Here is a 21900-nt window from a genome sequence, read left to right as displayed (position 1 = left end):
GCAAAGCCGCCGGCTGTCAGCCGATGGGGGGCAGGGCCGGCGCCGGGCCGGCCGGGCCCAGATGCCGCGCCATGTCCAGCATGCGGCAGGAAAACCCCCATTCGTTGTCGTACCAGCCGAAGACCCGGATCAGCCCGCCGCCGGTCGCCTCGGTCTGGGGCAGGGCCATGACCACGCTTTCGGGCCGGGCGCGCAGGTCGGTCGACACCAGCGGGCGGTCGGTCCAGCCGATCACGCCGCCGGCGTCGCGCAGGGCCGCGTTGACCCTCTCGACCGTTGCGGGCCGTTCGGGCTGGAAGACCAGATCGACGGCCGAGACGCTGGCGGTCGGCACCCGTACCGCCGAACAGGCGATGCGGCCGGCAAGGTCGGGCAGCACCGCGTCCAGCAGCCGCCCGGCGCTGGTCGTCGTCGGCACCATCGACAGCGCCGCCGCGCGCGAGCGCGCCAGATCCCGCCCGCGCGGCGCATCGACCGTGGGCTGGCTGCCGGTGTAGCAATGTATCGTCGTCATCCAGCCGGTGCGCAGCCCGAAGGCCGCGTCGAGGACGCGCGCCAACGGGGCCAGCGCGTTGGTCGTGCACGAGGCGTTCGAGATGACGCGGTGCGCGGGCGTGATCGCCCCCTCGTTCGCGCCGATGACCGCGGTGACCTGCGCCGCGCCCGAGGGGCCGGAGATCAGCACCCGCCCGGCCCCGCCGCGCAACCCGCGTTCGGCGACCTGCCGACGCTCGGCCTGGCCGGTGCATTCCATCACCAGGTCGATCCCCGACAGATCCAGCGCCGAGATGTCGGGCGCATGGGTCAGGTTCAGCCGGTGGCCGGCGAAGACCAGCGCGCGGTCCTGCAGCGAAACGCCGCCCGGGAACGGGCCGAAGACGCTGTCGTATTCGAAAAGATAGGCCAGCGTTTCGGGCGCCGCGATGTCGTTGAGCGCGACGATCTCGACCTCGGGCCAGCCGCCGCCCTGCGCGGCGCCCTGCGACCAGGTGCGCAGCACCGTCCGGCCGATGCGCCCGAAACCGTTGATCAGAACCCGAATCGCCATCGCCGCACCCCCGCCGGGAGGCCTAGGCCGGGGGGCGCGAAAGCTCAATAGATTTCCCCGCGGGGAAAGGGCGGCACGGTTTGGCGGCGGTTCGGCGGGAGACGGTTGTTAACAGACGCTGAATTCCCCGCGGGGAAATCCCAATGGTGGCGCTTTCCCCGCTGGGAAATGGCGGCCCGCGTCGGCAGCCTTTCGGCGGGGAACGGGCGTTAACGGCGTCTGAATTCTCCGCGGGGAAATGCCGAGGGCGCGCGGGGACGGGGACCGGCCGGCAGGTGGCACTTTCCCCGCGGGGAATGGCGGCCGGCACCGGCGGCTTTCGACGGGGAACGGAGTTAACGGCGTCTGAATTCCCCGCGGGGAAATGCCGAAGGCGCGCGGGGGCGGGGACCGGCCGGCAGGTAGCGATTCCCCGCGGGGAAATGGCGGCCCGCGCCGGCGGCCTTTCGGCGGGGAACGGGGGTTAACGGCGTCTAAATTCCCCGCGGGGAAATGCCGATGACGCGCGGGGGCGGGGAAAACGGGGCGTGGCGGGCGTATAGCCGAGCGAAAGAATCGGAATTGACAAAGCCGAGTGTTATTGTCAGATTTGCCGCACCAACAGGAAATGGAGCCGATCATGTCCTTCCAGGCGCAGCAATCCTTCGACACCCGCGGCCCGGACAGCGCGCCCGCCCCGGTCCCTGTCCACCGCGCGCAGGACCTGACGCGCGGCGGCGCGCTGGCGCAGATCGTGCTCGATGGCAAGGTCTACGCGCTGCGCATCACCCGCGCCGGCAAGCTTATCCTGACGAAGTGACCGGGCCGAAGGCCGGGTTGGCCAGAGCCTGTCCCGGCGTCGCGTTCACGCTTGCGCCAGACGAAGTGCCCGGATGCGCGCCTGATCGAGCTTCATCGGCGCGCCGCTTTCGTCGAAGGGCGCCTTGAAGGTGAAGGCCGTGGGTGTCGGGCCGGCGTCATGCAGATGCTCGTGCCGCCGGACGGCTTCTGCCCAGGTCGGATGGTCCGGGCCCGCATGCCACCACATCGCCAGGGGCGGCCAGGCGGGCTTCACGAACCATTCCCGCCCGCGCTTCACGGCGGCGACGTGCAGGCCGGAATAGGTGAAGGCAAAGGCGGCCTCCAGATCGGTCCAGAGCGACAGGGTGGCGGGCGACCAGCCGTCGCCGCGTTCGGTGTAGAACCGCGGATAGACCTCGGGGCCCCAGGAGGCGGGGCCGGGGTCCGAGGCGTACCCGGATCGCGCGACGAGGCCTTCGGCCCGATCGACGGAGGCCAGCACCATATCGTTGAGGTGATGAAAGCCGTCATTCGCCGCATCCTCGGCCGGTTCGGCAAACATCCCGAAGGTATAGAGGGCCAGCGGCACAGCAGAACCTCACGCGGGGATCGTCGGGTTGCGGCGACCTTACAGGCTGCATGCGCCACGGCAAAGGCTCAAGACAGGCGCGAGGCCTGTCGCCGCGTCGCGCCGCAAGACGCAAGAGGGGGCGCTGCCCCCCTTGCCCTTCGCGTTCAGCCGCCGCGCGGGGTGTCGTCGACGCCCAGTGATTTCAGCATCTTGCTGATCTCCATCGGGAAGGGGAAGACGATGGTCGAGTTCTTCTCGTTGCCGATGGTGGCGAGCGTCGCGAGGTAGCGCAGCTGCATCGCCTCGGGGCGGCGGCCGAGGATCTCGGCGGCTTCCAGAAGTTTCGCCGCCGCCTGCTGCTCGCCCTCGGCGTTGATGACGCGGGCGCGGCGTTCGCGTTCGGCCTCGGCCTGGCGGGCGATGGCGCGGATCATCGATTCGTTGATGTCGACATGCTTGATCTCGACATTGGCGACCTTGATGCCCCAGGCGTCGGTCTGGGCGTCCAGAATCTCCTGGATGTCGGCGTTGAGGCGGTCGCGGTCGGCCAGCATCTCATCCAGCTCGTGCTTGCCGAGGACCGAGCGCAGCGTCGTCTGGCTGAGTTCGCTGGTCGCCTGCAGGAAGTTCTCGACCTGGATCGTGGCCTTCTCGGGGTCGACGATGCGCATGTAGATCACCGCGTTGACCCGCACCGAGACGTTGTCGCGGCTGATCACGTCCTGGCTGGGCACGTCGAGCACGCGCACCCGCAGGTCGACGCGGACGACCTGCTGGATATAGGGGATGATGATGATCAGCCCCGGCCCCTTGACCGAGGTGAAGCGGCCCAGCGTGAAGACCACGCCGCGTTCGTATTCGCGCAGGATCTTGATGGCCGAGGCGAGGAACGCCACGAGCAGGAAGATCAGGACGATGTAGAAGGCGAAATCGAGAAAGAACAGGTCCATGGGGTCCTCCATTGGCCGGATGCGGGCGCGCGGCCCGCGCTCAGGCGGTGTCGGGCGCGGGCGTGACCTGCAGGGTCAGCCCGTCGATTTCGGTGATGCGGACGGTCTGGCCGGGCCGCAACGGGGCCGCGGCGCGCGCGCGCCAGCGTTCGCCGTGGGCGTGGACATGCCCCTCGGTGCCCTGCCAGTCGAGCACGCGCGCGGTCATCCCGACCATTTGCTCGGCGCCGGTCGCGACCCGGCCGCGGTGCGACACCACCGCGAGCCGCGCCACGATCAGCGAGAAGACGGCGCTGCCGACGGCGAGCGCGGCCAGCGCCGGCCAGGACAGCTCCATCCCCGGCACGTCGTTGTCGAAGAGAAGGATCGCGCCCAGCACCACCGCGACCGTGCCGCCGATGCCGAGGATGCCGAAGCTGGGCGAAAAGGCCTCGGCCACGATCAGCGCGAGGCCGAGCAGGATCAGCGCCAGCCCGGCGATGGAAAACGGCAGGATCGACAGCGCGAAAAGCCCGGTCAGCAGGCTGATCGCGCCGATCGTGCCGGGCACCAGCGCGCCGGGATTGAACAGCTCGAACACGATCCCGTAGAAGCCCAGCACCATCAGCAGGATCGCGACCGAGGGGTTGGTGATCGTCGCCAGCAGCTGCGTGCGCCAGTCGGGGGCGCGCTCGATCACCTCCAGCCCCTCGGTGTCGAGGACAAGCTCGGCGCCGTTGAGTTCGACGGTGCGGCCATGCGCGGCGCTGAGCAGGTCCTCCGTGGTGCGCGCGATCAGGTCGATCGCGTTCAGCTCCAGGGCTTCCGTGGCGGTGGCCGTCGCCGCCTCGCGCACGGCGCGTTCGGCCCAGTCGGCGTTGCGGCCGCGCAACTCGGCCATGCCGCGGATCTGCGAGACGGCGTCGTTGATCGCCTTGGCCATCGAGGCATCGGCCGGCGGGCGCGAGGCCGGGCGGGCGGGCGTGTCGTCGCCGTTCTCGCCGTTCTCTGTGGCGTACTCGCTCTCCGTGGTGGGCGCGGGGTCGCTCTGCGGCGGCTCGCTGCCGGGCAGGCCGCCCATCGCCACCGGGGTCGCGGCGCCGATGCTGGTGCCCGGCGCCATCGCCGCGACATGCGCGGCATAGGCGATGAAGGTCCCGGCGCTGGCCGCCCGCGCGCCCGAGGGGGCGACATGCACCGCCACCGGCACCGGCGAGGACAGGATAGCGCGGTTGATCGCGCGGGTCGAGGTGACCAGCCCGCCGGGCGTGTCCATACGGATGATGACCAGCGCCGCGCCCTCGGCATGGGCGCTGTCGATGCCGCGGATCAGGTAGTCGGCCGTCGCCGGGCCGACCGCGCCATCAAGCTCCAGCAGATGCGCGGTGCGTCCGGCATTCTCCTGCGCCAGCAGACCGAAGGCCCCGGCCATCACCGCCAGGGTCGCGGCCAGCAGGCGCAAGACGCGCAGCGCGGCGGGCAGGGTGGGCATGGCGGGCTCCGCTTGGGTCTCCTCAGGCTACTACCTAGAAGGTGAAAGGTCGATTACGAGTTTTCCCGCTCGGTTGCGGATCGCAATCGCGTCCGCGCGTTGGGTCAACCCGCCCCGCCTGCGCATCCGGTTTGCGCCTGCCGCCCGTCCCGCTAGACTGGCCGCCCATCCAGCCCGAGGACACCATGCCCGCCAACCCGATCACCCCCACCGTGCCCTTCGACCGCGACGGCAAGCACCACGGCTTCCTGCGCCTGCCGCATTCGCGCAACGAAAGCGCCTGGGGGGCGATCATGATCCCGATCTGCGTGATCCGGCGCGGCGACGGGCCGACGGCGCTGCTCACTGGGGCCAACCACGGCGATGAATACGAGGGGCCGATCGCTCTGCAATCCCTCGCGCGCGAGATCGAGCCGAAGCAGGTCCAGGGCCGCGTCATCATCGTGCCCTACATGAACTATCCGGCGTTCCGCGCCGCCACCCGCGTCTCGCCGATCGACAACGTGAACCTCAACCGCGCCTTCCCCGGCGCCCCCGACGGCAGCGCCACGCAGAAGATCGCGCATTACTTCGACACCACGCTGGTGCCGATGGCCGATATCGTGCTCGACTACCACTCGGGCGGCAAGACGCTGGATTTCCTGCCCTTCGCCTGCGCGCATCACCTCGATTCGGTCAGCCAGCAGGCCGCCTGCGTAGAGGCCGTGCGCGCCTTCAACGCCCCCTACACGCTGATGCTGCGCGAGATCGACAGCGTCGGCATGTACGACACCGCGGTCGAGGGGCACGGCAAGGTCTTCGTGACCACCGAACTGGGCGGCGGCGGCACGGCGACCGCGCGCTCGGCCAGGATCGCGACGCGCGGGGCGCGCAACGTGCTGATCCACGCCGGGATTCTGGCCGGCGAGATGGAGCTGGAGCGCAGCGTGACGCTCGATATGCCCGGCGACGACTGCTACCATTTCGCCACCTCCGAGGGGCTGGTGCAGCCGCTGGTCGACCTCGGCGAACGGGTCGCGGAAGGCGCGCCGCTGGCCCGCGTCTGGCCCGCCGACCGCACCGGGCTGGACCCCGTCATCTACCGCGCGCAGCGCGCCGGGCTGCTGGCGGCGCGGCATTTCCCGGGGCTGATCCAGACCGGCGACTGCCTGGCGGTGATCGCCACGGCGGTGCCGCCGGACTGATCGACGCCGGACGCCGCGGCGCGGCCCAAGGCCGCGCGAGGGGGCTCGATGCCCCCGAGCGCGGCGCCCCCGGTCACGGTCGCCCTGCCGGCCCCTTGCGCGCCGCCGCCCCGCGCGCCATCCTGCCCCCATCGCCACGCACGAGGCCGCGCATGTCCCTCCATATCGGCGCCGAGCCCGGCGCGATCGCCGAAACCGTCCTGATGCCCGGCGATCCCTACCGCGCCCGCTGGGCGGCGCAGACCTTCCTCGACGATCCCCGGCCGGTCAACGAGGTCCGCGGCATGCTGGGCTATACCGGCACCTGGCGCGGCCGCCGGGTGACGATCCACGGCTCGGGCATGGGGATGCCGTCGCTGTCGATCTACGCCAACGAGCTGATCCGCGAGCATGGCGCGAAGACGCTGATCCGCATCGGCTCGGCCGGCGCGATGCAGCCCCATGTCCAGCTGCGCGACATCGTCCTGGCGATGACCGCCAGCACGATCTCGACCCCCTCGCGCGGGATCTTCCGCGAGATGGCCTTCGCCCCCTGCGCCGATTTCGCCCTGCTGACGGCCGCGCATCGCGCCGCCACCGCGCGGGGCGCCACGGTCCACGCCGGCGGCATCTATTCGTCGGATGTCTTCTACGACGAACGCCCCGACCTGACCGAGGCGCTTACCCGCCACGGCACCCTTTGTGTCGAGATGGAGGCGGCCGAGCTTTACACCGTCGCCGCCCGCCACGGTGCCCGCGCGCTGGCCGTCCTGACCATCTCGGACCACCTGCTGACCGGCGCGCATCTGCCCAGCGCCGAGCGCGAGACCGGCTTTGCCGAGATGGTCGAGATCGCGCTCGAAGCCGCCTTTTCCTGACGCATTCCCGAAGCGGCCGCGCGCCGGCCCTTCAGCGGGGGCCCGCCGCCCGCCGCCGGACCCCCGCCATCGCCGCCGCGATGCTGGAGGCATGGCGCGCCAGCGGCGGCCGCAGCCCGTGCGTCAGCAGCAGGCGCCGGCTGGCGCGGTCGGTCCCGGTCAGCCACAGCTCCACCCCCCGGCCGCGCGACTTGTGCGCAAGCCCCTCGATCATGTTGGCGCCCGTCGCATCCAGAAACGGCACCGCCGAGAAATCGACGATCAGCGCGCGATGGCTGTCCTGAATGCGGTCCAGCACCGATCCGATCGACGCCGTCGCGCCGAAGAACAGCGCCCCGGTGATCCGGTAGACCACGACATCGGGATCGGCGGCGGCCTCAGTATAGGCGCCGCGCGGGCGGGCGCTGTCGGCCTCGTCGCCGCCGACCAGCGGCGCCTGCGCGGTGATCGCGGTCGCCCGGCTCATCCGGTGGATGAAAAGCACCGAGCCCAGCGCGAAACCGACGACGATGGCCTCGGTCAGGTCGCGGAAGATGGTCAGCAGGAACGTGACCGCCAGCACCGTTGCCTCCCCCCAGCCCGAGCGCAGGAGGATCGCGATCGCCGGCCGTTCGATCATGTTCCACGCGACCACCGCCAGCACCCCGGCGAGTGCGGCCAGGGGGATGAAACCGGCGAGCGGTGCTGCGACCAGCATGAAGGCCAGCAGGAACCCCGCATGCAGCATCCCCGCGACGGGGCCATGCGCGCCGGCGCGCACGTTGGTCGCGGTGCGCGCGATGGTGCCGGTGACGCAGAAGCCGGTGAAGAGCGACGCGCCGACATTCGCCGCGCCCTGCGCCACCAGTTCGCAGTTGGACCGATGCCGCCGCCCGGTCATGCCATCGGCCACCACCGCCGACAGCAGCGATTCAATGGCGCCCAGCAGCGTGAACGACAGCGCCGCGGGCAGGACCGCGACGATCCTCTCCAGCGACATCGCGGGCAGGCGCGGCATGGGCAGGGACGACGGGATGCCGCCGAACCGGGTGCCGATGGTCTCGATCGGCAGGCCCAGCGCCGCCACCGCCACCCCGGCCAGCACCACCGCGATCAGCATGCCGGGCCAGTGCGGGCGCCAGTGGCGCAACCCCTGGATCACCGCCACCACCGCCACCGCCACCACGAAGGCCGCGGGCGTCACGCTGTCGCGCACCGACCAGAGCGCCGGCAGCTTTTCCAGCAGTTCGCCCGGCTCGCTCTCCAGCGTCAGGCCGAAGACCTCCTTGATCTGGCTGGCAAATATGATGACGGCGATGCCCGCGGTGAAGCCCACGGTCACCGGGAACGGGACGAACTTGATGAACGTGCCCAGCCGCAGGAAGCCCACCGCCGCCAGCATCAGCCCCGAGAGGAACGTGGCCAGGATCAGCCCGTCCAACCCGTGCTGCGCCACCGTGGCCGCGACCAGCACGATGAACGCCCCCGCCGGCCCGCCGATCTGGAACCGCGAGCCGCCCAGCAGCGACACCAGAAACCCGCCCACGATGGCGGTATAGAGCCCCTGCGCCGGCGTCGCGCCCGAGGCGATGGCGATGGCCATCGACAGCGGCAGGGCGACGATGGCGACGGTCAGCCCGGCCAGCGCATCGGCGCGCAACTGCCGCGCGCCGTAGCCTTCGCGCAGGACGGTGACGATCTTGGGCGTGAACAGCTCCGCAAAGCTGGCCGTGTCGCGCGGGATCTGGGTCGGATGCATGGGGCCGCACCTTCAGGGGCAAAGGCGGCGGGAACGTCGGCATCTTGTCGGCGATCCTCGTCGCGAAACGGAAGGACGGGGGCTCAGGGCGGCAGCGCGGGCGCCTTCAGCCGCACGCCGCGCCCGCCGGCGGGGCTGACCGCGCCCTCGCCGATCAGCTCGACCCCGGCGCGGTCCAGCGCCTCGACCACCCGCGTCAGGCTTTCGACGACGCCACGCACCCGGCCCTCGCTCGCCTCCATCCGCTGGATGGTGGGGACCGAGACGCCCGAAAGCGCCGCCAGTGTCTTCTGGTCGATACCCAGCAGGGCGCGCGCCGCGCGCATCTGGCCAGCGGTGATCATGATCGGGCTCCGGACAGCGTTGATGCCGTCTAGAATCTGATCATTGATATGTCAAGTATCAGGAGGGCGCTTTCAGATATGGCTCACGCCTGCCGGCGATCACGCCACCGCGCCCGCGGGCGACACCTCAGCCCCGCCGCCGGCGCAGCCCGAACAGCAGCGCAAGCCCCGCCACCAGCATCGGCAGCGCCGCCGGCAACGGGATCGGGGCGGTCGGGGCCGGCGGCGGCGCCACCGGCAGCCCCTGGCTGTAGCCGCGCGCCGAGGTGATGAAATACCCCTCGGGCAGGTCGAACCCGACGCGGGCGGAATTGGTGAAGCTCGACTGCACGAAACTGGCCGGCGACGACCAGTCCAGCACATGGAACAGCTCCATGAAGATCTTCAGCTGAAACGGCACGCCGACCGTCACCGTGATGTCCTGCGCGGGGGTCTGCGACAGATTGGCAACGCCCGGCTGGATCACCCCGTCCAGAAGCCCGCCAAGCTGCACCGACGTGGTCTCGATGCTCGACGTGCCGACCAGCGAGCCGAGGCTGACCTCGGCCACCGGCCGCACGCCGCTGATGCCGCTGCGGAGGCGGAACCGGCTGCCATCGCCGCCCAGCCCCTCCCCCGCCGTGCCGGACACATTCAGCAGCGCGGTCGTCTCCAGTGTCTCGGGTTTCGTCTTGTCCAGCGTGCCCAGCGTGAAGACATCGCGGGCATAGACGGTGACGGTGCCGTTCCGGGCCCGGTTGCTCACCACCGCCGAGGCGAAGATGCCCGCGGCGCTGGAACTCGCGTCATAGGACAGGAACGCGCCCGACCGGGTCGGATTTCCCACCGGCCAGAGCAGGATCTCGGCCGAATCTCCGAACACGTCGCGGCAAAGCTGCCCCGGGCATTCGCTGGAGGTGACGACCACACGGCTGGTCGGCCCGGTGATGGTGTCGGCGCTTCCCGGCTGCCCGGCCAGGCCCAGCGCAACGGTCAGTCCGGTGCAGATCTGGCGAAAATACATGCTCGAATCCTCCTCTGGCATGCGATCGGCCCTAATTCGCATGGTCGTTTCGGGGCCAAACACGCCCCAGGATTGACAAAAGCACGGCAGGCAACAAACGTGAGGATCAGGATACGCGTTTTTCTATCCCGATCACGTCGTCAGTTTTGACGACATCCGGGGGGGCGAAAGGGCGCTATGGACGGGCTGGATCTGCATGCCCTTGCCGACACCGTGGCCGGCGCGGCGACGCCCGAGGCGGCGTGGCAGGCGTTTCACGCAGCACTCGCCCGTCAAGGCCTTGCGCGCGCAGCGCTGCATCTCGACCTGCCGCGGCGCGCCGCCAACCCCTTCGCCCCGCATCCCGGCGCGCAGGCTTTCGGGACCGTCTGGGACGGCGATCTGGACGCGCGGCTGCGCGGCTATCGCGGGGACGTCCGCCGCGCGAGCGAGCCTACGCTGTGGCACCTGCGCCCGACGCTGAAGTTCCTCTCGCTCAGCGCCGGGCCGCTTTATGTCGATCATCGGCGTCTGCTGGAACGACCGACCGTCTTCGCGCCGATCTCGCGCATCATGCTGGAGGAGTTGGGCCAGCACCAGGCGCTCAGCATCCCGCTGGCCGCGCCGGCCGCGCCGCGGATGTCGATGCTGACCTTCTGGGGCGACGACCCCGCACCGGACTTCGGGCAGTTCGCCCGGGCACAGTTGCCGGTCCTGCAGATGGCGGGGCTCTATTTTGCCGGGCTGCTGGCGTTGCGCTGGCCGTCGGCGCCGCATGATGCCGACGCCGCGAAACTCTCCAGCCGCGAGCGTCAGGTGCTGACCCGCCTGGCCGAGGGGGTGCGGATCGCCGGCATCGCCAACGAGCTGCGCATTTCCGAACGCTCGGCCCAGGAATACGTGGCGCGGGCGCGGCTGAAGCTTGGGGCACGCACCCGCACCGACGCCGTGATCCGCGCCCTGCTGGCGGGATTGATCGACCCCCGCCGGCCGGGCTGACCGCCACGCCGGCGCAAGCCGCGCGGGTATGGGCAAGCCGCGCGCGCCGGTCTAGTCTGGCGCAAACGCTGGGACGGAGGACGAAAATGGGCGAGGGCGAACTGGCCGGGCGGCACGCGCTGATCACCGGCGGCGGCACCGGCATCGGGCTGGCGATCGCGCAGGGGCTGGCGGCGCGCGGCGCGCAGGTCACCATCACCGGCCGGCGCGGCGACGTGCTGGACGCTGCGGCGGCGGACACGCCGGGCCTGCACCCGCTGGTCATGGACGTGGCCGAAGAGGCGAACGTCACTGAGGGTTGCGCCGCCGCCATCGACTCCCGCGGCCCGGTGACGATTTGCGTGCCCAACGCCGGCATCGCCGAGGGCAAGTCGATCGGGCGGATGGACCTGGTCTTCTGGCGGCGGATGATGGCGATCAACCTCGACGGGGCGATGCTGACCGTGCAGGCCTGCCTGCCCGGCATGCAGGACGCGGGCTGGGGGCGCGTGCTGTTCGTTTCGTCCATCGCCGGGCTGAAGGGGCTGAAGGGGGCGCCGGCCTACAGTGCGTCGAAGCACGGGATGATCGGGCTGATGCGCGGCCTTTCCGAGGATTTCATGGGCTCGGGCCTGACCTTCAACGCGCTCTGCCCCGGCTATGTCGACACCGACATCGTCACCCGCAACACCGAAAGCATCGCCGCCCGCGCCGGCATCAGCCACGACCAGGCGCATGCGATGATGGTCAGGACCAACCGCCACAAGCGCCTGATCCGCCCCGACGAGGTCGCCGCCGCCGCGCTCTGGCTCTCACTGCCGGGATCAGACAGCGTCAACGGCCAGTGCATCGAGATCGCGGGCGGGCAGATGTGAGGCGGGCTTGAGGCTGCAGGAGCGTCTGACGGGCGGGCTGGCCCCGCAGGGCATCGCCGCCACCTTCGCGCTGGGCGCGGCGGGCGGGCTGCTGGCGCTGGCTGCCGGCCTGCCGCTGGGCATGCTGATCGGATCGCTGGTCACCGTCGCGGTGGCGGCCTCGGGCGGCTTCCGGCTGTTCGGCCAGCCGGTCGCCGTGCCGCAGGGCTGGCGCTACCTGCTGATCCCGGTCATCGGCATCGCCATCGGCGCCACCTTCCCGCCCGATTTCGCCAGCCAGGCGGCGCGCTGGTGGCTGTCGCTGGTCGCACTGGCGGTCTTCATTCCGCTGGCGCATCTGATCGGCTATCTGGTCTACCGGCGGCTGGGCCGGATCGCGCCGAAAACCGCGTTCTTCGCCGCCATGCCCGGCGGCTTCATCGAGGCGCTGGACATGGGCGAGAAGGCCGGCGCCGACATGCCCATGCTGATCGTGCTGCAGTTCCTGCGGCTGATCCTGTGCATCGTGCTGATCCCCATCGCCTTTGCCGTGGCCTTCAACCAGGCGGTCGGCAGCGGGTCGGGGCTGGTCCGGCCGGGGTCGGACGTGTCGATGTCGCTGTGGGATCTCGGCGTACTGCTCGGCTGCGCGGTCTTCGGCTGGTGGGGCGCGTCGCGACTGCGCATGCCGGCGGCCGTTCTGGCCGGGCCGCTGCTGCTCAGCGCTGCAACGCATATCGCCGGGCTGACCGAGGCCAGCCCCCCCGACTGGTCCATCGTGGTCACGCAATGGGTCGTCGGCACCTCGCTCGGCGCGCGCTTCGCCGGGTTCCGGGGGGGCCTGCTGTGGCTGGCGCTGCGGCTCAGCGCGGTCTATGTCGCCGCCGCCCTGCTGCTGGCCGCCGGGTTGGGCGCGCTCTTCGCCGGCCCGGTGGGCGAGCCCATTCCGGCGGTGATCCTGGCCTTCGCGCCCGGCGGCATCAACGAGATGTCGCTGGTGGCCCTCTCGCTGCAGATGAGCACGGTTTATGTCACCGTCCACCACCTCGTGCGCATCGTTCTGGCGGTGGTCGTGGCGCGGCTGGCGCTGCCCTGGGTGCCCGGCCTGCGCCCGGATGGCTCAGACGGGCTTTGACAGCCCCGGCATAGTCGCTAGTAATCGAGACATGGGCCCCGCGCCCGGCCAGATCGGACCCCAGATGACCAAGCCCGACATCCGCCGCCCCCTCACGCTCCGCGATGTATCGGAGGCTTGCGGCGTTTCCGAAATGACCGTCAGCCGCGTGCTGCGCAACCGCGACGACGTCTCGCCCCCGACGCGCGAGAAGGTGCTCGCCGCCGCGCGCGAGCTGGGCTACGTGCCCAACAAGATCGCCGGTGGCCTCGCCTCGCAGCGCGTCAACCTGGTCGCGGTGATCGTGCCGTCGCTGTCGAACATGGTCTTCCCCGAGGTGCTGGGCGGGATTTCCGCGGCGCTGGAGGATACCGGGCTGCAACCCGTCTTCGGCGTCACCAACTATTCCGCCGAGCGCGAGGAAAGCGTGCTCTACGAGATGCTGTCCTGGCGCCCATCCGGCGTGATCCTCGCAGGGCTGGAACACAGCCCGGCCTCGCACGCGATGCTGGAAAGCGCCGGCATCCCGGTGGTCGAGATCATGGACGTCGACGGCACGGCGATCGATTCCGTCGTCGGCATCTCGCACCGGGCGGCGGGGCGGCAGATGGCCGAAGCAATCGCGGCGGCAGGATACCGGCGGATCGGGTTTCTGGGCACCAAGATGCCCGACGACCACCGCGCCCGCAAACGCATGGAGGGTCTGACCGAAGGGCTGGCCGAACACGGGCTGGAACTCGCCGAGACCGAATTCTATTCGGGCGGCTCCGCGCTCGCCAAGGGGCGCGAGATGACCGAGGCGATATTGAAACGCGCCCCGGACCTCGATTTCCTCTACTACTCCAACGACATGATCGGCGCCGGCGGTCTGATCTGGTGCCTGGAACAGGGGCTGGACGTTCCCGGCAAGCTGGGCCTGGCCGGGTTCAACGGGCTGGAATTCCTGGACGGGTTGCCTAAACGTCTGGCCACCATCGACGCCTGCCGGCGTGAGATCGGCGAACGCGCGGCGCAGATCATCGCCGGCAAGGGGATGGACGGCGTGATCGGCGGCCTGCGGGTCGAACTGACGCCGACCCTGCAACCCGGCGACACGATCCGCCAGCGCTGATACGGCCCCCTGCCACCCCCTGCTGACGCCCGCGCCACGCCGCGCCGGGCGGCCCTTTTCGTGCCCCGCGCTGCGAGCGCGGACCGACGGGCGACGCGGGTTCGTCGATCAAACCACAACATATGGTAGGCGACACCCGGTTTCTGCCACAAGGCACAACGGAAAATACCCGACCCCGAAATCGTCGATTCTTTTCACGAATTGGCCAATTTCCGTCGCTGATTTGCATGGATCGACCGATTTCCTGAAAAGTTCGACAGTTTTGGCGCGCGAGCGGCCAGTTGCGCAAGCTAGCGCACCGCCGCCGCCCTCGACCCCCGCGACGGCCCCCCGAACGCGAACGCCCCGGGCACGAAGCCCGGGGCGCGCGTCGCTTGGCAGCCGGAGGGAAGGATCAGCTGCCGGGCGCGAAGTCGGGGTAGGCTTCCATCCCCAACTCGGTCTTGTCGAGGCCCATCACCTCGGCCTCGGCATCGACGCGCAGGCCCATCGTCGCCTTGATGACCAGCCAGACCACGGTCGAGGTGACGATCACGAAGGCGCCGATCACCACGATCCCGTAAAGCTGGGTGAAGATGTTGGCCTCATCGTTGGTCAGCACCACCGCGATGGTTCCCCAGATCCCGGCGAAGAGGTGCACCGGCACCGCGCCGACCACGTCGTCGATCTTCATCCGGTCCAGCATCGGCACCGCCAGCACCACGATCACGCCGCCGACCGCGCCGATCGCCGACGCCATGCCCAGGCCCGGCGCCAGCGGCTCGGCGGTGATCGCGACCAGCCCGCCCAGCGCGCCGTTCAGGATCAGGGTCAGGTCCGCCTTTTTATAAAGGACCTGCGTCAGGATCAGCGCCGCCAGCGCACCCGCCGCCGCGGCGGCGTTGGTGTTGGCCAGCACCCGGCTGACATTGGCCGCGGCATCCGCCGTGCCCAGCGCCAGTTCCGACCCGCCGTTGAAGCCGAACCAACCCATCCACAGGATGAACGTGCCCAGCGTCGCCAGCGCCAGGTTCGACCCCGGGATCGGCGTGACCTTTCCATCCTTGGCATACTTGCCGATCCGCGGCCCCAGGATGATCGCGCCCATCAGCGCCGCCCAGCCACCCACCGAATGCACGATGGTGGAGCCGGCAAAATCAAGGAACCCGGCCGCGTCCAGGAAACCCTCACCCCAGGTCCAGCTGGCCTGGATCGGATAGATCAGCGCCGTCAGCACGACCACGAAGACAAGGAAGCTGTTGAGCTTGATCCGCTCGGCCAGCGCACCCGACACGATCGAGGCGGTGGTGGCGCAGAACATCAGCTGGAAGAAGAAGTCCGACCCGACCGAGGCGTAGGTGATGTCCTCGACCGCATCGGCGGTGACGCCCACGGCCTCCAGCACGGTGGGCGAGAACGCCCCCAGCCAACCCTCGATCATCCAGCCGTCGCCGGGATACATCAGGTTGAAGCCGATCAGGTAGTAAAGGAACGCGGCGATCGAGAAGAGGCCGATGTTCTTGGTCAGCTGCATCGTGACGTTCTTGGAGCGCACGAAGCCCGCCTCGAGCATCGCGAAGCCCGCCGCCATCCAGAACACCAGCACGCCGCTGATCACGAAGAGAAGCGTGTTGAACACAAAGACCGTCTCGGCCTGGTTCGAGGCCAGCATCGCGGCGATCTCGGCCAGGGGATCACCATTCTCGGCGGCCTCCTGCGCGTGGGCGACCAGCGGGGTCATGACCGCCGCCGACGCCATCAGTAGAGCGTTTCTGAGTTTCATCTGCGTCAACCCCTGTTTAGAGCGCGTCGTCATTGAGTTCGCCGGTGCGCACCCGCACCGCCTGTTCCAGGTCCAGCACGAAGACCTTGCCATCACCGATCTTGTTGGTGCGGGCGGTGCGCTGGATCGTGTCAACCACCTGCTCGGCCAGCCCGTCGCTGACCGCGATTTCCAGCTTGACCTTGGGCACGAAGTTCACGGCGTATTCCGCGCCGCGGTAGATCTCGGTGTGACCGGACTGCGACCCGAAGCCCTTGACCTCGGTCACCATCAGGCCGCGCACGCCGATGGCGGTCAGCGCCTCGCGGACCTCCTCCAGCTTGAACGGCTTGATCGCTGCGATGATGTATTTCACATCTTCCCCCTTCGCTCCTTGAGCCCGTCGCGCGGGCGGCATGGTCCTGAATGGAAGCCGGGGCGGGGGCGCCGCAATGTCTGGCGTCGCCGAACTGCGGTCGGATTCCGCAACTGCAACCTCTTGTTTGCACAAATTTTGGTCTTTGCCTGAAATTTAGGCAATCACGAAATCCGCAGCGGCGAGCGCGCGGGCTTCGCTTTGGCGGGCGCGCGGGTTATTGTGCCGTCAAAGAATCCGCAGGCAGGATCGAAGCGGCAGACAGATGGGCAGCAACGGCAATCGGAAACCTCCGCTGGTGGCCGACCGGCGTGCGTCACCGACGCGCCGGTCGGGTGGCGCCGGCAACGGCGACGGCAACGGCGGCGGCCAGAAGAACGGCGCCAAGCGCAAACGCCGGGCACCGCGCCGGGGCAACCTGCTGACGCGGGTGGTCAGCGGGGTCTTCGGCTTCTTCTGGCGGGTGATCTGGGGCGTTGCCTGGCGGGTCGTCGCGGTTGTCGCGCTCGTGCTCGCGGCGACAACCCTCTATTTCTACGCCTCGCTACCCGAGCTTTCGGCGCAACTGGACGGACGGGCGCGCGGGTCGGTGACCATGCAGGATGCCAATGGCGAGGTTTTCGCCTGGCGCGGCGAAAGCTATGGCGGCATTATCACCACCGACAGCGTCTCGCCGCATCTGAAGAACGCCATCGTGGCAACCGAGGATCGGCGGTTCTGGTGGCATTTCGGGGTGTCGCCGCGCGGGATCGTGGGCGCGATGCGGATCAACATGGCGGCGGGTCGCCGCCCGTTTTCGGGGCATGGCGGGTCGACGATCACCCAGCAGGTGGCCAAGCTCGTGTGCCTGGGCGTGCCCTTCGACCCGGCCGAATGGGAAAGCGAGGCCGCCTACGAGGCCGACTGCCGGCGCGGCACCGTTTGGCGCAAGCTGAAGGAGTTGCCCTACGCCTTCGCGCTGGAACTTCGCTACAGCAAGGAAGAGATCCTGACGATCTACATGAACCGCGCCTTCCTGGGGGCGGGGTCGCGGGGGTTCGAGGCCGCCGCGCAGCGCTATTTCGGTCGCTCGGCGGCAGAGGTCGACGCGCCGCAGGCGGCGATGCTGGCGGGCCTGCTGGTCGCGCCCTCGCTCTACGCGCCGACGCGCAACCTGCGCCGCGCGCAGGATCGCGCGAATGTCGTGGTCGGGCTGATGGAGCGCGAGGGCCTGCTGACCACCGCCGAGGCGAACGCGGCACGCACGCAACCCGCCCGGCTGTCCGATACCGCCGAATCGCCCACCGGCGGGTTTTTCGCCGACTGGGTGATGCAGTCCGGCCCGGCCTATCTGACGCGCGAGACCACGGAAGACGTGATTATCCTGACCACGCTCGACCCGCGCATCCAGACCGCCGCCGAAGAGGCCCTGACCGAGGTCTTCGCGACCCGCGTCCGCGACGATTCGGTCGCCGAGGCCGCGATCGTGGTGATGTCGGCCGACGGCGCGGTGCGTGGCATGGTGGGCGGGCGGAACTACGTCACCGGCGGATTCAACCGCGCGACGCAGGCGCAACGGCAGACGGGATCGGCCTTCAAACCCTTCGTCTATGCGCTGGCGATGGACGTCGGGTACGAGCCCTACGACATGGTCGAGGATGTGCCGCTGACCATGCAGATCCCCGGCTCGGGCAGTTGGAGCCCGCGCAACTACACCAACGATTTCCTGGGGATGATGACCATCGCCGAGGCTTTCGCGCGGTCGCAGAACATTCCCGCCGTGCGCATATCCGAGGCGATGGGCCGCGAGGAGGTGCGCCGCGCGGCCAACGCCTTCGGGCTTCGCGCCGAACTGGCCGAAGGCCCGGCGCTGGCGCTGGGGTCGAGCGAGTCGACGCTTCTGGACATGACCGCCGCCTATGCCGGCATCCTCAACGGCGGCAGCGCGGTGCGTCCCTATGGCTTCACGTCGCTGCGGCTGGTCGCGGATGCCGAGCCCCTGATGGGCATCGGCGGCGGCATCGGCACGCGGGTGATCTCCGAGCAGGCGGCGGGCAAGCTGACCTGGATGATGACCCAGGTGCTGGAAGCCCCCTACGGCACCGGGCGTCGCGCGCGCCTGCCGGACGGGCGGGCGGCGGCAGGCAAGACCGGGACGACGCAGGCCGCGCGCGACGCGTGGTTCGTCGGCTTCACCGCCGATTACGTGGTCGGGGTCTGGATGGGCAACGATGACAACAGCCCGCTGGTCGGCGTCACCGGCGGCGGGTTACCCGCCGACATCTGGCGCGAAACGATGGAGCGGGTGCATGCCGGCTCGCCGCAGCGCCCGCTGCCGATGATCGTGCCCGAACGGCCGCAACTGGAGGCGCCGAGCGCCTGGGACCCGCCGGTCACCAACGACCGGCCAACCGGCGGCAGCCTTCAGGACACGATCCGCGACATCCTGGGCGGCATCCTCGGGAACTGACTTCGCCCGCGCCGCGCGCCGCGCGCCGGCGCGCTGCCAGCCAACTGCCATACGCCTGCCATACGTTTGCCATACGTTTGCCAGCACCCCAAAATGCCCCTGTGGCAAGGTTTGTTCCGGCCTCGAGCCGACCCTTGGTAGCGCTTGACTCCGGGGCGCCGGTCATGTTGAACAGCAACCTGTTAGCGTTAACGTAAGTTGTCTGGACTGCGCCGCAACGCCTGCGCCGCAAGGCATTTCAGGCAGCACGAACCGAAACGGAGGTACTCCATGACCGTGAAGCTGGCGATCAACGGCTTCGGCCGGATCGGGCGCAACGTCCTTCGCGCCATCGTCGAGAACGACCGAACGGATCTCGAGGTGGTGGCGATCAACGACCTCGGCCCCGTCGAGACCAGCGCGCATCTGCTGCGCTTCGACTCGGTCCACGGGCGCTTCCCCAGAGAGGTGCGCACCGGCGAGGACTCGTTGGACGTGGGGCGCGGACCGATCCGCGTGACCGCACTGCGCGAGCCTGAAAAGCTGCCCTGGAGCGATGTGGACGTGGCGCTGGAATGCACGGGCGTCTTCACCGACCGCGACAAGGCCGCGCGCCTGCTGGAGGCCGGTGTGCGCCGCGTGCTCGTCTCGGCTCCGTCGAAGGGCGCTGACAAGACAGTGGTTTTCGGCGTCAATCATGGCGTGCTGACGGCGGCAGACCGCGTCGTTTCAAACGCGTCCTGCACGACCAACTGCCTTGCCCCCATCGCCAGCGTCCTGCACACGGCGGTCGGCATCCGGCGCGGGTTCATGACGACGATTCACAGCTACACCGGCGATCAGCCGACGCTGGATACCTATCACAAGGACCTCTACCGCGGGCGTGCCGCGGCGCTGAGCATGATCCCAACGACGACCGGTGCGGCGAAAGCCGTAGGGCTGGTGCTGCCGGAACTGGACGGCAAGCTGGACGGCGCGGCGATCCGCGTCCCGACGCCCAACGTTTCGGTCGTCGATTTCGGCTTCGAGGCGGCGCGCGAGACCAGCGCCGACGAGATCAACGCCGCCCTGCGCGCCGCCGCCGAAGGCCCGCTACGCGGCATTCTGGCCGTGACGGACCATCCGAATGTCAGCATCGATTTCAACCACGATCCGCATTCGTCGGTCGCGCATCTGGACCAGACGCGTGTTCTGGAAGGCTCCCTCTGCCGGGTACTGGCGTGGTACGACAACGAGTGGGGCTTTTCCTGCCGCATGATCGACACCGCGGCGGCGATGGGTCGGCTGGGCTGAGGCGAACGTAGCGGCGCCGGCGGCTCAGCCCGGTTTGGCGACCAGCAGATCGGTCGGCGGCGCGCGCATCAGGTCGCGCGCGTAGTGGCCAAGCTGGTTGGGGTCGCGCCCCGAATGGGTGCCAACGCAGACCAGATCGGCGCCGAGTTCGCGCTGCCGGAAAGACAACACTTCATGCACGCCGCCCGGAACGATCTCGGGCGACTCGGCCAGTTCGGGCAGGCCAGGGGCGGACAGGAACGCGGCGCGCATCTGCTCGGCCTGGGTCAGGCTGTCGTCGCTGGCCGCATCCTGCGCGGTGAACCGGGCGCCGATGGGAAGCTGCAGCGCGTGAATCGCGTGAAACTCCGCTTCGGGTGCGATCTGGGCCGCGAAGCGCAGGGCCGCGGCAGACGCGGGCGAGAAATCGGTGAGCGCCAGCACCCGGCGATACGGTCCCTCCGCCGCGCGATGGGCGATCAGCACCGGCGTCGGCGCGGCGAGCACGATCTGTTCCATCGTGGTGAGGCGCAGCAGGTCGAGAACGCGCCGTTCGCGGTGCAGGCCCAGCACCATCAGGACCGCGTTCACCTCGACCGCCAAGCCGGCAAGCTCGTCTGCGGGATCGCCGGCGAGCAGGCGGACCGTCGGCGTCGGCGAAAGTCCTTCGGCGGCCCGGTGCAGTTTCAGTTCGGTCGCGCCGGGATCGTTCGAGTTGCGGCGGCCGAGCAGTCTTTGCCGCAAGGCCTGCAGGGGGCCGGGGTCTGAACCCGCGTCGGGGCCGGTGTCGCCGGCCACCGCAGCCTCGGCCCTCGCGCTGGGGGCGTCGGCCGGAGCGGAAGCGCGATCCGGGCGCCCGACATGCGCGAGCACGATGTCTTTTTTCAGCGTTCGGGCGATGAGCGCGGCGCGCGGCGCGACGTAAGCCGAACGCGCCGTCAGATCCGTTGCCGCCAGGATCGCGGAGCCGTTCACCGCATCCACCCAAGACATGCGGAACAGCCCTTGACGCCGGACGCTGCGCTGGGTCGATTAGGCATGCTTCGGGTTCCCGGATTGGCGCGCCAGAGCATTCTAAGGCGCAACCTGCGGATGCGTCAATTGCGCTGCCCGCGCCAGCCTGATACTCGGCAAGAAAAGGAGTGAGCCATGGATCTTGGAATTCGCGGAAAGCGCGCCCTTGTCTGCGCGGCCAGCAAGGGTTTGGGACGGGGTTGCGCCGAGGCGCTGGCGGCCGCCGGCGTCGATCTGGTCATCAACGCGCGCGGGGCGGAGGTGCTGACCGAAACGGCGCGGGCGATCAAGGAGGCCCATGGTGTCGATGTGACGACGGTCGCTGCCGACATCACGACGGAAGCGGGACGCGCCGAAGTGCTGGCCGCGGCAGGCAATGTCGATATCCTGGTCACAAATGCCGGCGGTCCGCCGCCGGGGATGTGGACCGACTGGAGCCGCGACGACTTTCTGCGCGCCTTTGACGCGAACATGCTGACGCCGATCGCGCTGATGCAGGCCTGCGTGCCCGGGATGATCGAGCGCGGTTGGGGTCGGGTCGTCAACATCACCTCGCAGTCGGTCAAGGCGCCGATCCCGGCGCTGGGGCTGTCGAACACCGCGCGCACCGGGTTGACCGGGTTCGTCGCCGGCATGTCGCGGCAGGTGGCGGGCAAGGGCGTGATCGTCAACAACATGCTGCCGGGCATCCACGACACCGACCGGGCCAACGCGCTGGACACCAAGGCCGCCGAGGCCGCCGGGATCGACCTGGCCGAGGCGCGGAAGCGGCGCGAGGCGTCGGTGCCCGTCGGCCGTTACGGCACCGCGGCCGAGTTCGGGGCGACCTGCGCGTTCCTGTGCAGTACGCATGCGGGCTTCATCGTCGGGCAGAACATCCTGCTGGACGGCGGCGCGACGAACGCGACGATCTGAGAGGGTGGCAGGGCGCGACTGATGGGGTGTGCAAGTTGCACACCTTGATCAATGTATTGATTCAAAAAGCAAAGTGTTCTGAAATTAACCGCGGGGAAACCTTTGCCCGCGGGCCGGAGCGCGTCTGCGGCGGTCATCGCAAACGGGCGGATTGCGCAGCGAGTTCCCGGGA

Annotated in this window: 20 protein-coding genes; 10 read left to right on the top strand and 10 right to left on the bottom strand. The window is 69.6% G+C overall.

Going from position 1 to position 21900, the window contains the following annotated elements; translation table 11 throughout:
- Positions 1 to 16: 16 nt before the first annotated feature.
- On the bottom strand, positions 17 to 1048 hold the full coding sequence (locus tag IM708_RS04440) for a glyceraldehyde 3-phosphate dehydrogenase NAD-binding domain-containing protein (protein WP_209425114.1): 1032 nt from the start codon (positions 1046 to 1048) through the stop codon (positions 17 to 19).
- Between the two features lie 619 nt (positions 1049 to 1667).
- On the opposite strand from IM708_RS04440, the gene IM708_RS04435 reads away from it, so the two are divergent.
- Positions 1668 to 1847, top strand: coding sequence for a hemin uptake protein HemP (locus IM708_RS04435; protein WP_209425113.1), 180 nt, complete (start codon positions 1668 to 1670; stop codon positions 1845 to 1847).
- 45 nt (positions 1848 to 1892) lie between these two features.
- Here the strand turns inward: IM708_RS04435 and IM708_RS04430 are convergent, their stop codons facing one another.
- From IM708_RS04430 to IM708_RS04420, 3 genes are all read right to left on the bottom strand, one after another.
- Positions 1893 to 2417, bottom strand: coding sequence for a DUF3291 domain-containing protein (locus IM708_RS04430; RefSeq protein WP_209425112.1), 525 nt, complete (start codon positions 2415 to 2417; stop codon positions 1893 to 1895).
- Positions 2418 to 2563: 146 nt separating this feature from the next.
- Positions 2564 to 3349 carry an SPFH domain-containing protein gene (locus IM708_RS04425; RefSeq protein ID WP_245242995.1) on the bottom strand — a complete coding sequence of 262 codons (786 nt, stop codon included), beginning with the start codon at positions 3347 to 3349 and terminating at the stop codon, positions 2564 to 2566.
- Positions 3350 to 3389: 40 nt separating this feature from the next.
- Positions 3390 to 4820, bottom strand: coding sequence for a nodulation protein NfeD (locus IM708_RS04420; protein ID WP_209425110.1), 1431 nt, complete (start codon positions 4818 to 4820; stop codon positions 3390 to 3392).
- A gap of 185 nt (positions 4821 to 5005) precedes the next feature.
- Here IM708_RS04420 and doeB point away from each other — a divergent pair, with 185 nt between their 5' ends.
- Both doeB and deoD read left to right on the top strand, forming a co-directional pair.
- A complete protein-coding gene (gene doeB / locus IM708_RS04415; protein WP_209425109.1) occupies positions 5006 to 6004 on the top strand; it encodes a N(2)-acetyl-L-2,4-diaminobutanoate deacetylase DoeB in 999 nt (332 codons plus the stop codon).
- Between the two features lie 152 nt (positions 6005 to 6156).
- Complete coding sequence (gene deoD / locus IM708_RS04410) at positions 6157 to 6861, top strand: purine-nucleoside phosphorylase (protein ID WP_209425108.1); 705 nt, start codon at positions 6157 to 6159, stop codon at positions 6859 to 6861.
- 31 nt (positions 6862 to 6892) lie between these two features.
- Here deoD and IM708_RS04405 read toward each other — a convergent pair whose 3' ends face one another.
- The 3 genes from IM708_RS04405 to IM708_RS04395 form a co-directional block, all read right to left on the bottom strand.
- Complete coding sequence (locus IM708_RS04405) at positions 6893 to 8599, bottom strand: SulP family inorganic anion transporter (RefSeq protein ID WP_209425107.1); 1707 nt, start codon at positions 8597 to 8599, stop codon at positions 6893 to 6895.
- A gap of 83 nt (positions 8600 to 8682) precedes the next feature.
- Positions 8683 to 8943, bottom strand: a complete 261-nt coding sequence (locus tag IM708_RS04400; RefSeq protein WP_209425106.1) for a helix-turn-helix transcriptional regulator — start codon at positions 8941 to 8943, stop codon at positions 8683 to 8685.
- Positions 8944 to 9070: 127 nt separating this feature from the next.
- Positions 9071 to 9946, bottom strand: a complete 876-nt coding sequence (locus IM708_RS04395) for a hypothetical protein (protein ID WP_209425105.1) — start codon at positions 9944 to 9946, stop codon at positions 9071 to 9073.
- A 177-nt stretch (positions 9947 to 10123) separates the two neighbouring features.
- Here IM708_RS04395 and IM708_RS04390 point away from each other — a divergent pair, with 177 nt between their 5' ends.
- From IM708_RS04390 to IM708_RS04375, 4 genes are all read left to right on the top strand, one after another.
- On the top strand, positions 10124 to 10924 hold the full coding sequence (locus IM708_RS04390; protein ID WP_209425104.1) for a helix-turn-helix transcriptional regulator: 801 nt from the start codon (positions 10124 to 10126) through the stop codon (positions 10922 to 10924).
- An 86-nt stretch (positions 10925 to 11010) separates the two neighbouring features.
- On the top strand, positions 11011 to 11778 hold the full coding sequence (locus IM708_RS04385; RefSeq protein ID WP_209425103.1) for an SDR family oxidoreductase: 768 nt from the start codon (positions 11011 to 11013) through the stop codon (positions 11776 to 11778).
- A 7-nt stretch (positions 11779 to 11785) separates the two neighbouring features.
- The gene (locus IM708_RS04380; RefSeq protein WP_209425102.1) at positions 11786 to 12892 is read left to right on the top strand and encodes an AbrB family transcriptional regulator; all 1107 of its coding nucleotides are present in this window, start codon (positions 11786 to 11788) and stop codon (positions 12890 to 12892) included.
- A 64-nt stretch (positions 12893 to 12956) separates the two neighbouring features.
- Complete coding sequence (locus IM708_RS04375) at positions 12957 to 13982, top strand: LacI family DNA-binding transcriptional regulator (RefSeq protein WP_209425101.1); 1026 nt, start codon at positions 12957 to 12959, stop codon at positions 13980 to 13982.
- A gap of 394 nt (positions 13983 to 14376) precedes the next feature.
- Here IM708_RS04375 and IM708_RS04370 read toward each other — a convergent pair whose 3' ends face one another.
- Positions 14377 to 15744 (bottom strand): ammonium transporter, encoded by a 1368-nt coding sequence (locus IM708_RS04370; RefSeq protein ID WP_209425100.1) that lies wholly within the window; start codon positions 15742 to 15744, stop codon positions 14377 to 14379.
- Positions 15745 to 15760: 16 nt separating this feature from the next.
- The gene (locus tag IM708_RS04365) at positions 15761 to 16099 is read right to left on the bottom strand and encodes a P-II family nitrogen regulator (protein WP_209425099.1); all 339 of its coding nucleotides are present in this window, start codon (positions 16097 to 16099) and stop codon (positions 15761 to 15763) included.
- Positions 16100 to 16364: 265 nt separating this feature from the next.
- Between IM708_RS04365 and IM708_RS04360 the strand changes: the two genes are divergently transcribed.
- Both IM708_RS04360 and gap read left to right on the top strand, forming a co-directional pair.
- Positions 16365 to 18548: a transglycosylase domain-containing protein gene (locus IM708_RS04360; protein ID WP_209425098.1), complete on the top strand. Its 2184-nt coding sequence runs from the start codon at positions 16365 to 16367 to the stop codon at positions 18546 to 18548.
- Positions 18549 to 18818: 270 nt separating this feature from the next.
- A complete protein-coding gene (gene gap / locus IM708_RS04355; RefSeq protein WP_209425097.1) occupies positions 18819 to 19820 on the top strand; it encodes a type I glyceraldehyde-3-phosphate dehydrogenase in 1002 nt (333 codons plus the stop codon).
- Positions 19821 to 19844: 24 nt separating this feature from the next.
- Here gap and IM708_RS04350 read toward each other — a convergent pair whose 3' ends face one another.
- Entirely contained in the window at positions 19845 to 20792 is a 948-nt protein-coding gene (locus IM708_RS04350) for a universal stress protein (RefSeq protein WP_209425096.1), read from the bottom strand.
- 156 nt (positions 20793 to 20948) lie between these two features.
- Here IM708_RS04350 and IM708_RS04345 point away from each other — a divergent pair, with 156 nt between their 5' ends.
- The gene (locus IM708_RS04345) at positions 20949 to 21728 is read left to right on the top strand and encodes an SDR family oxidoreductase (protein ID WP_209425095.1); all 780 of its coding nucleotides are present in this window, start codon (positions 20949 to 20951) and stop codon (positions 21726 to 21728) included.
- The last annotated feature ends 172 nt before the right edge of the window (positions 21729 to 21900 follow it).

Source organism: Pararhodobacter sp. SW119 (genome assembly GCF_017811755.1).
GTDB lineage: Bacteria > Pseudomonadota > Alphaproteobacteria > Rhodobacterales > Rhodobacteraceae > Pararhodobacter.
The sequence above is the reverse complement of the archived record's forward strand: the minus strand, read 5'-3'. Positions and strand labels throughout refer to the sequence as shown.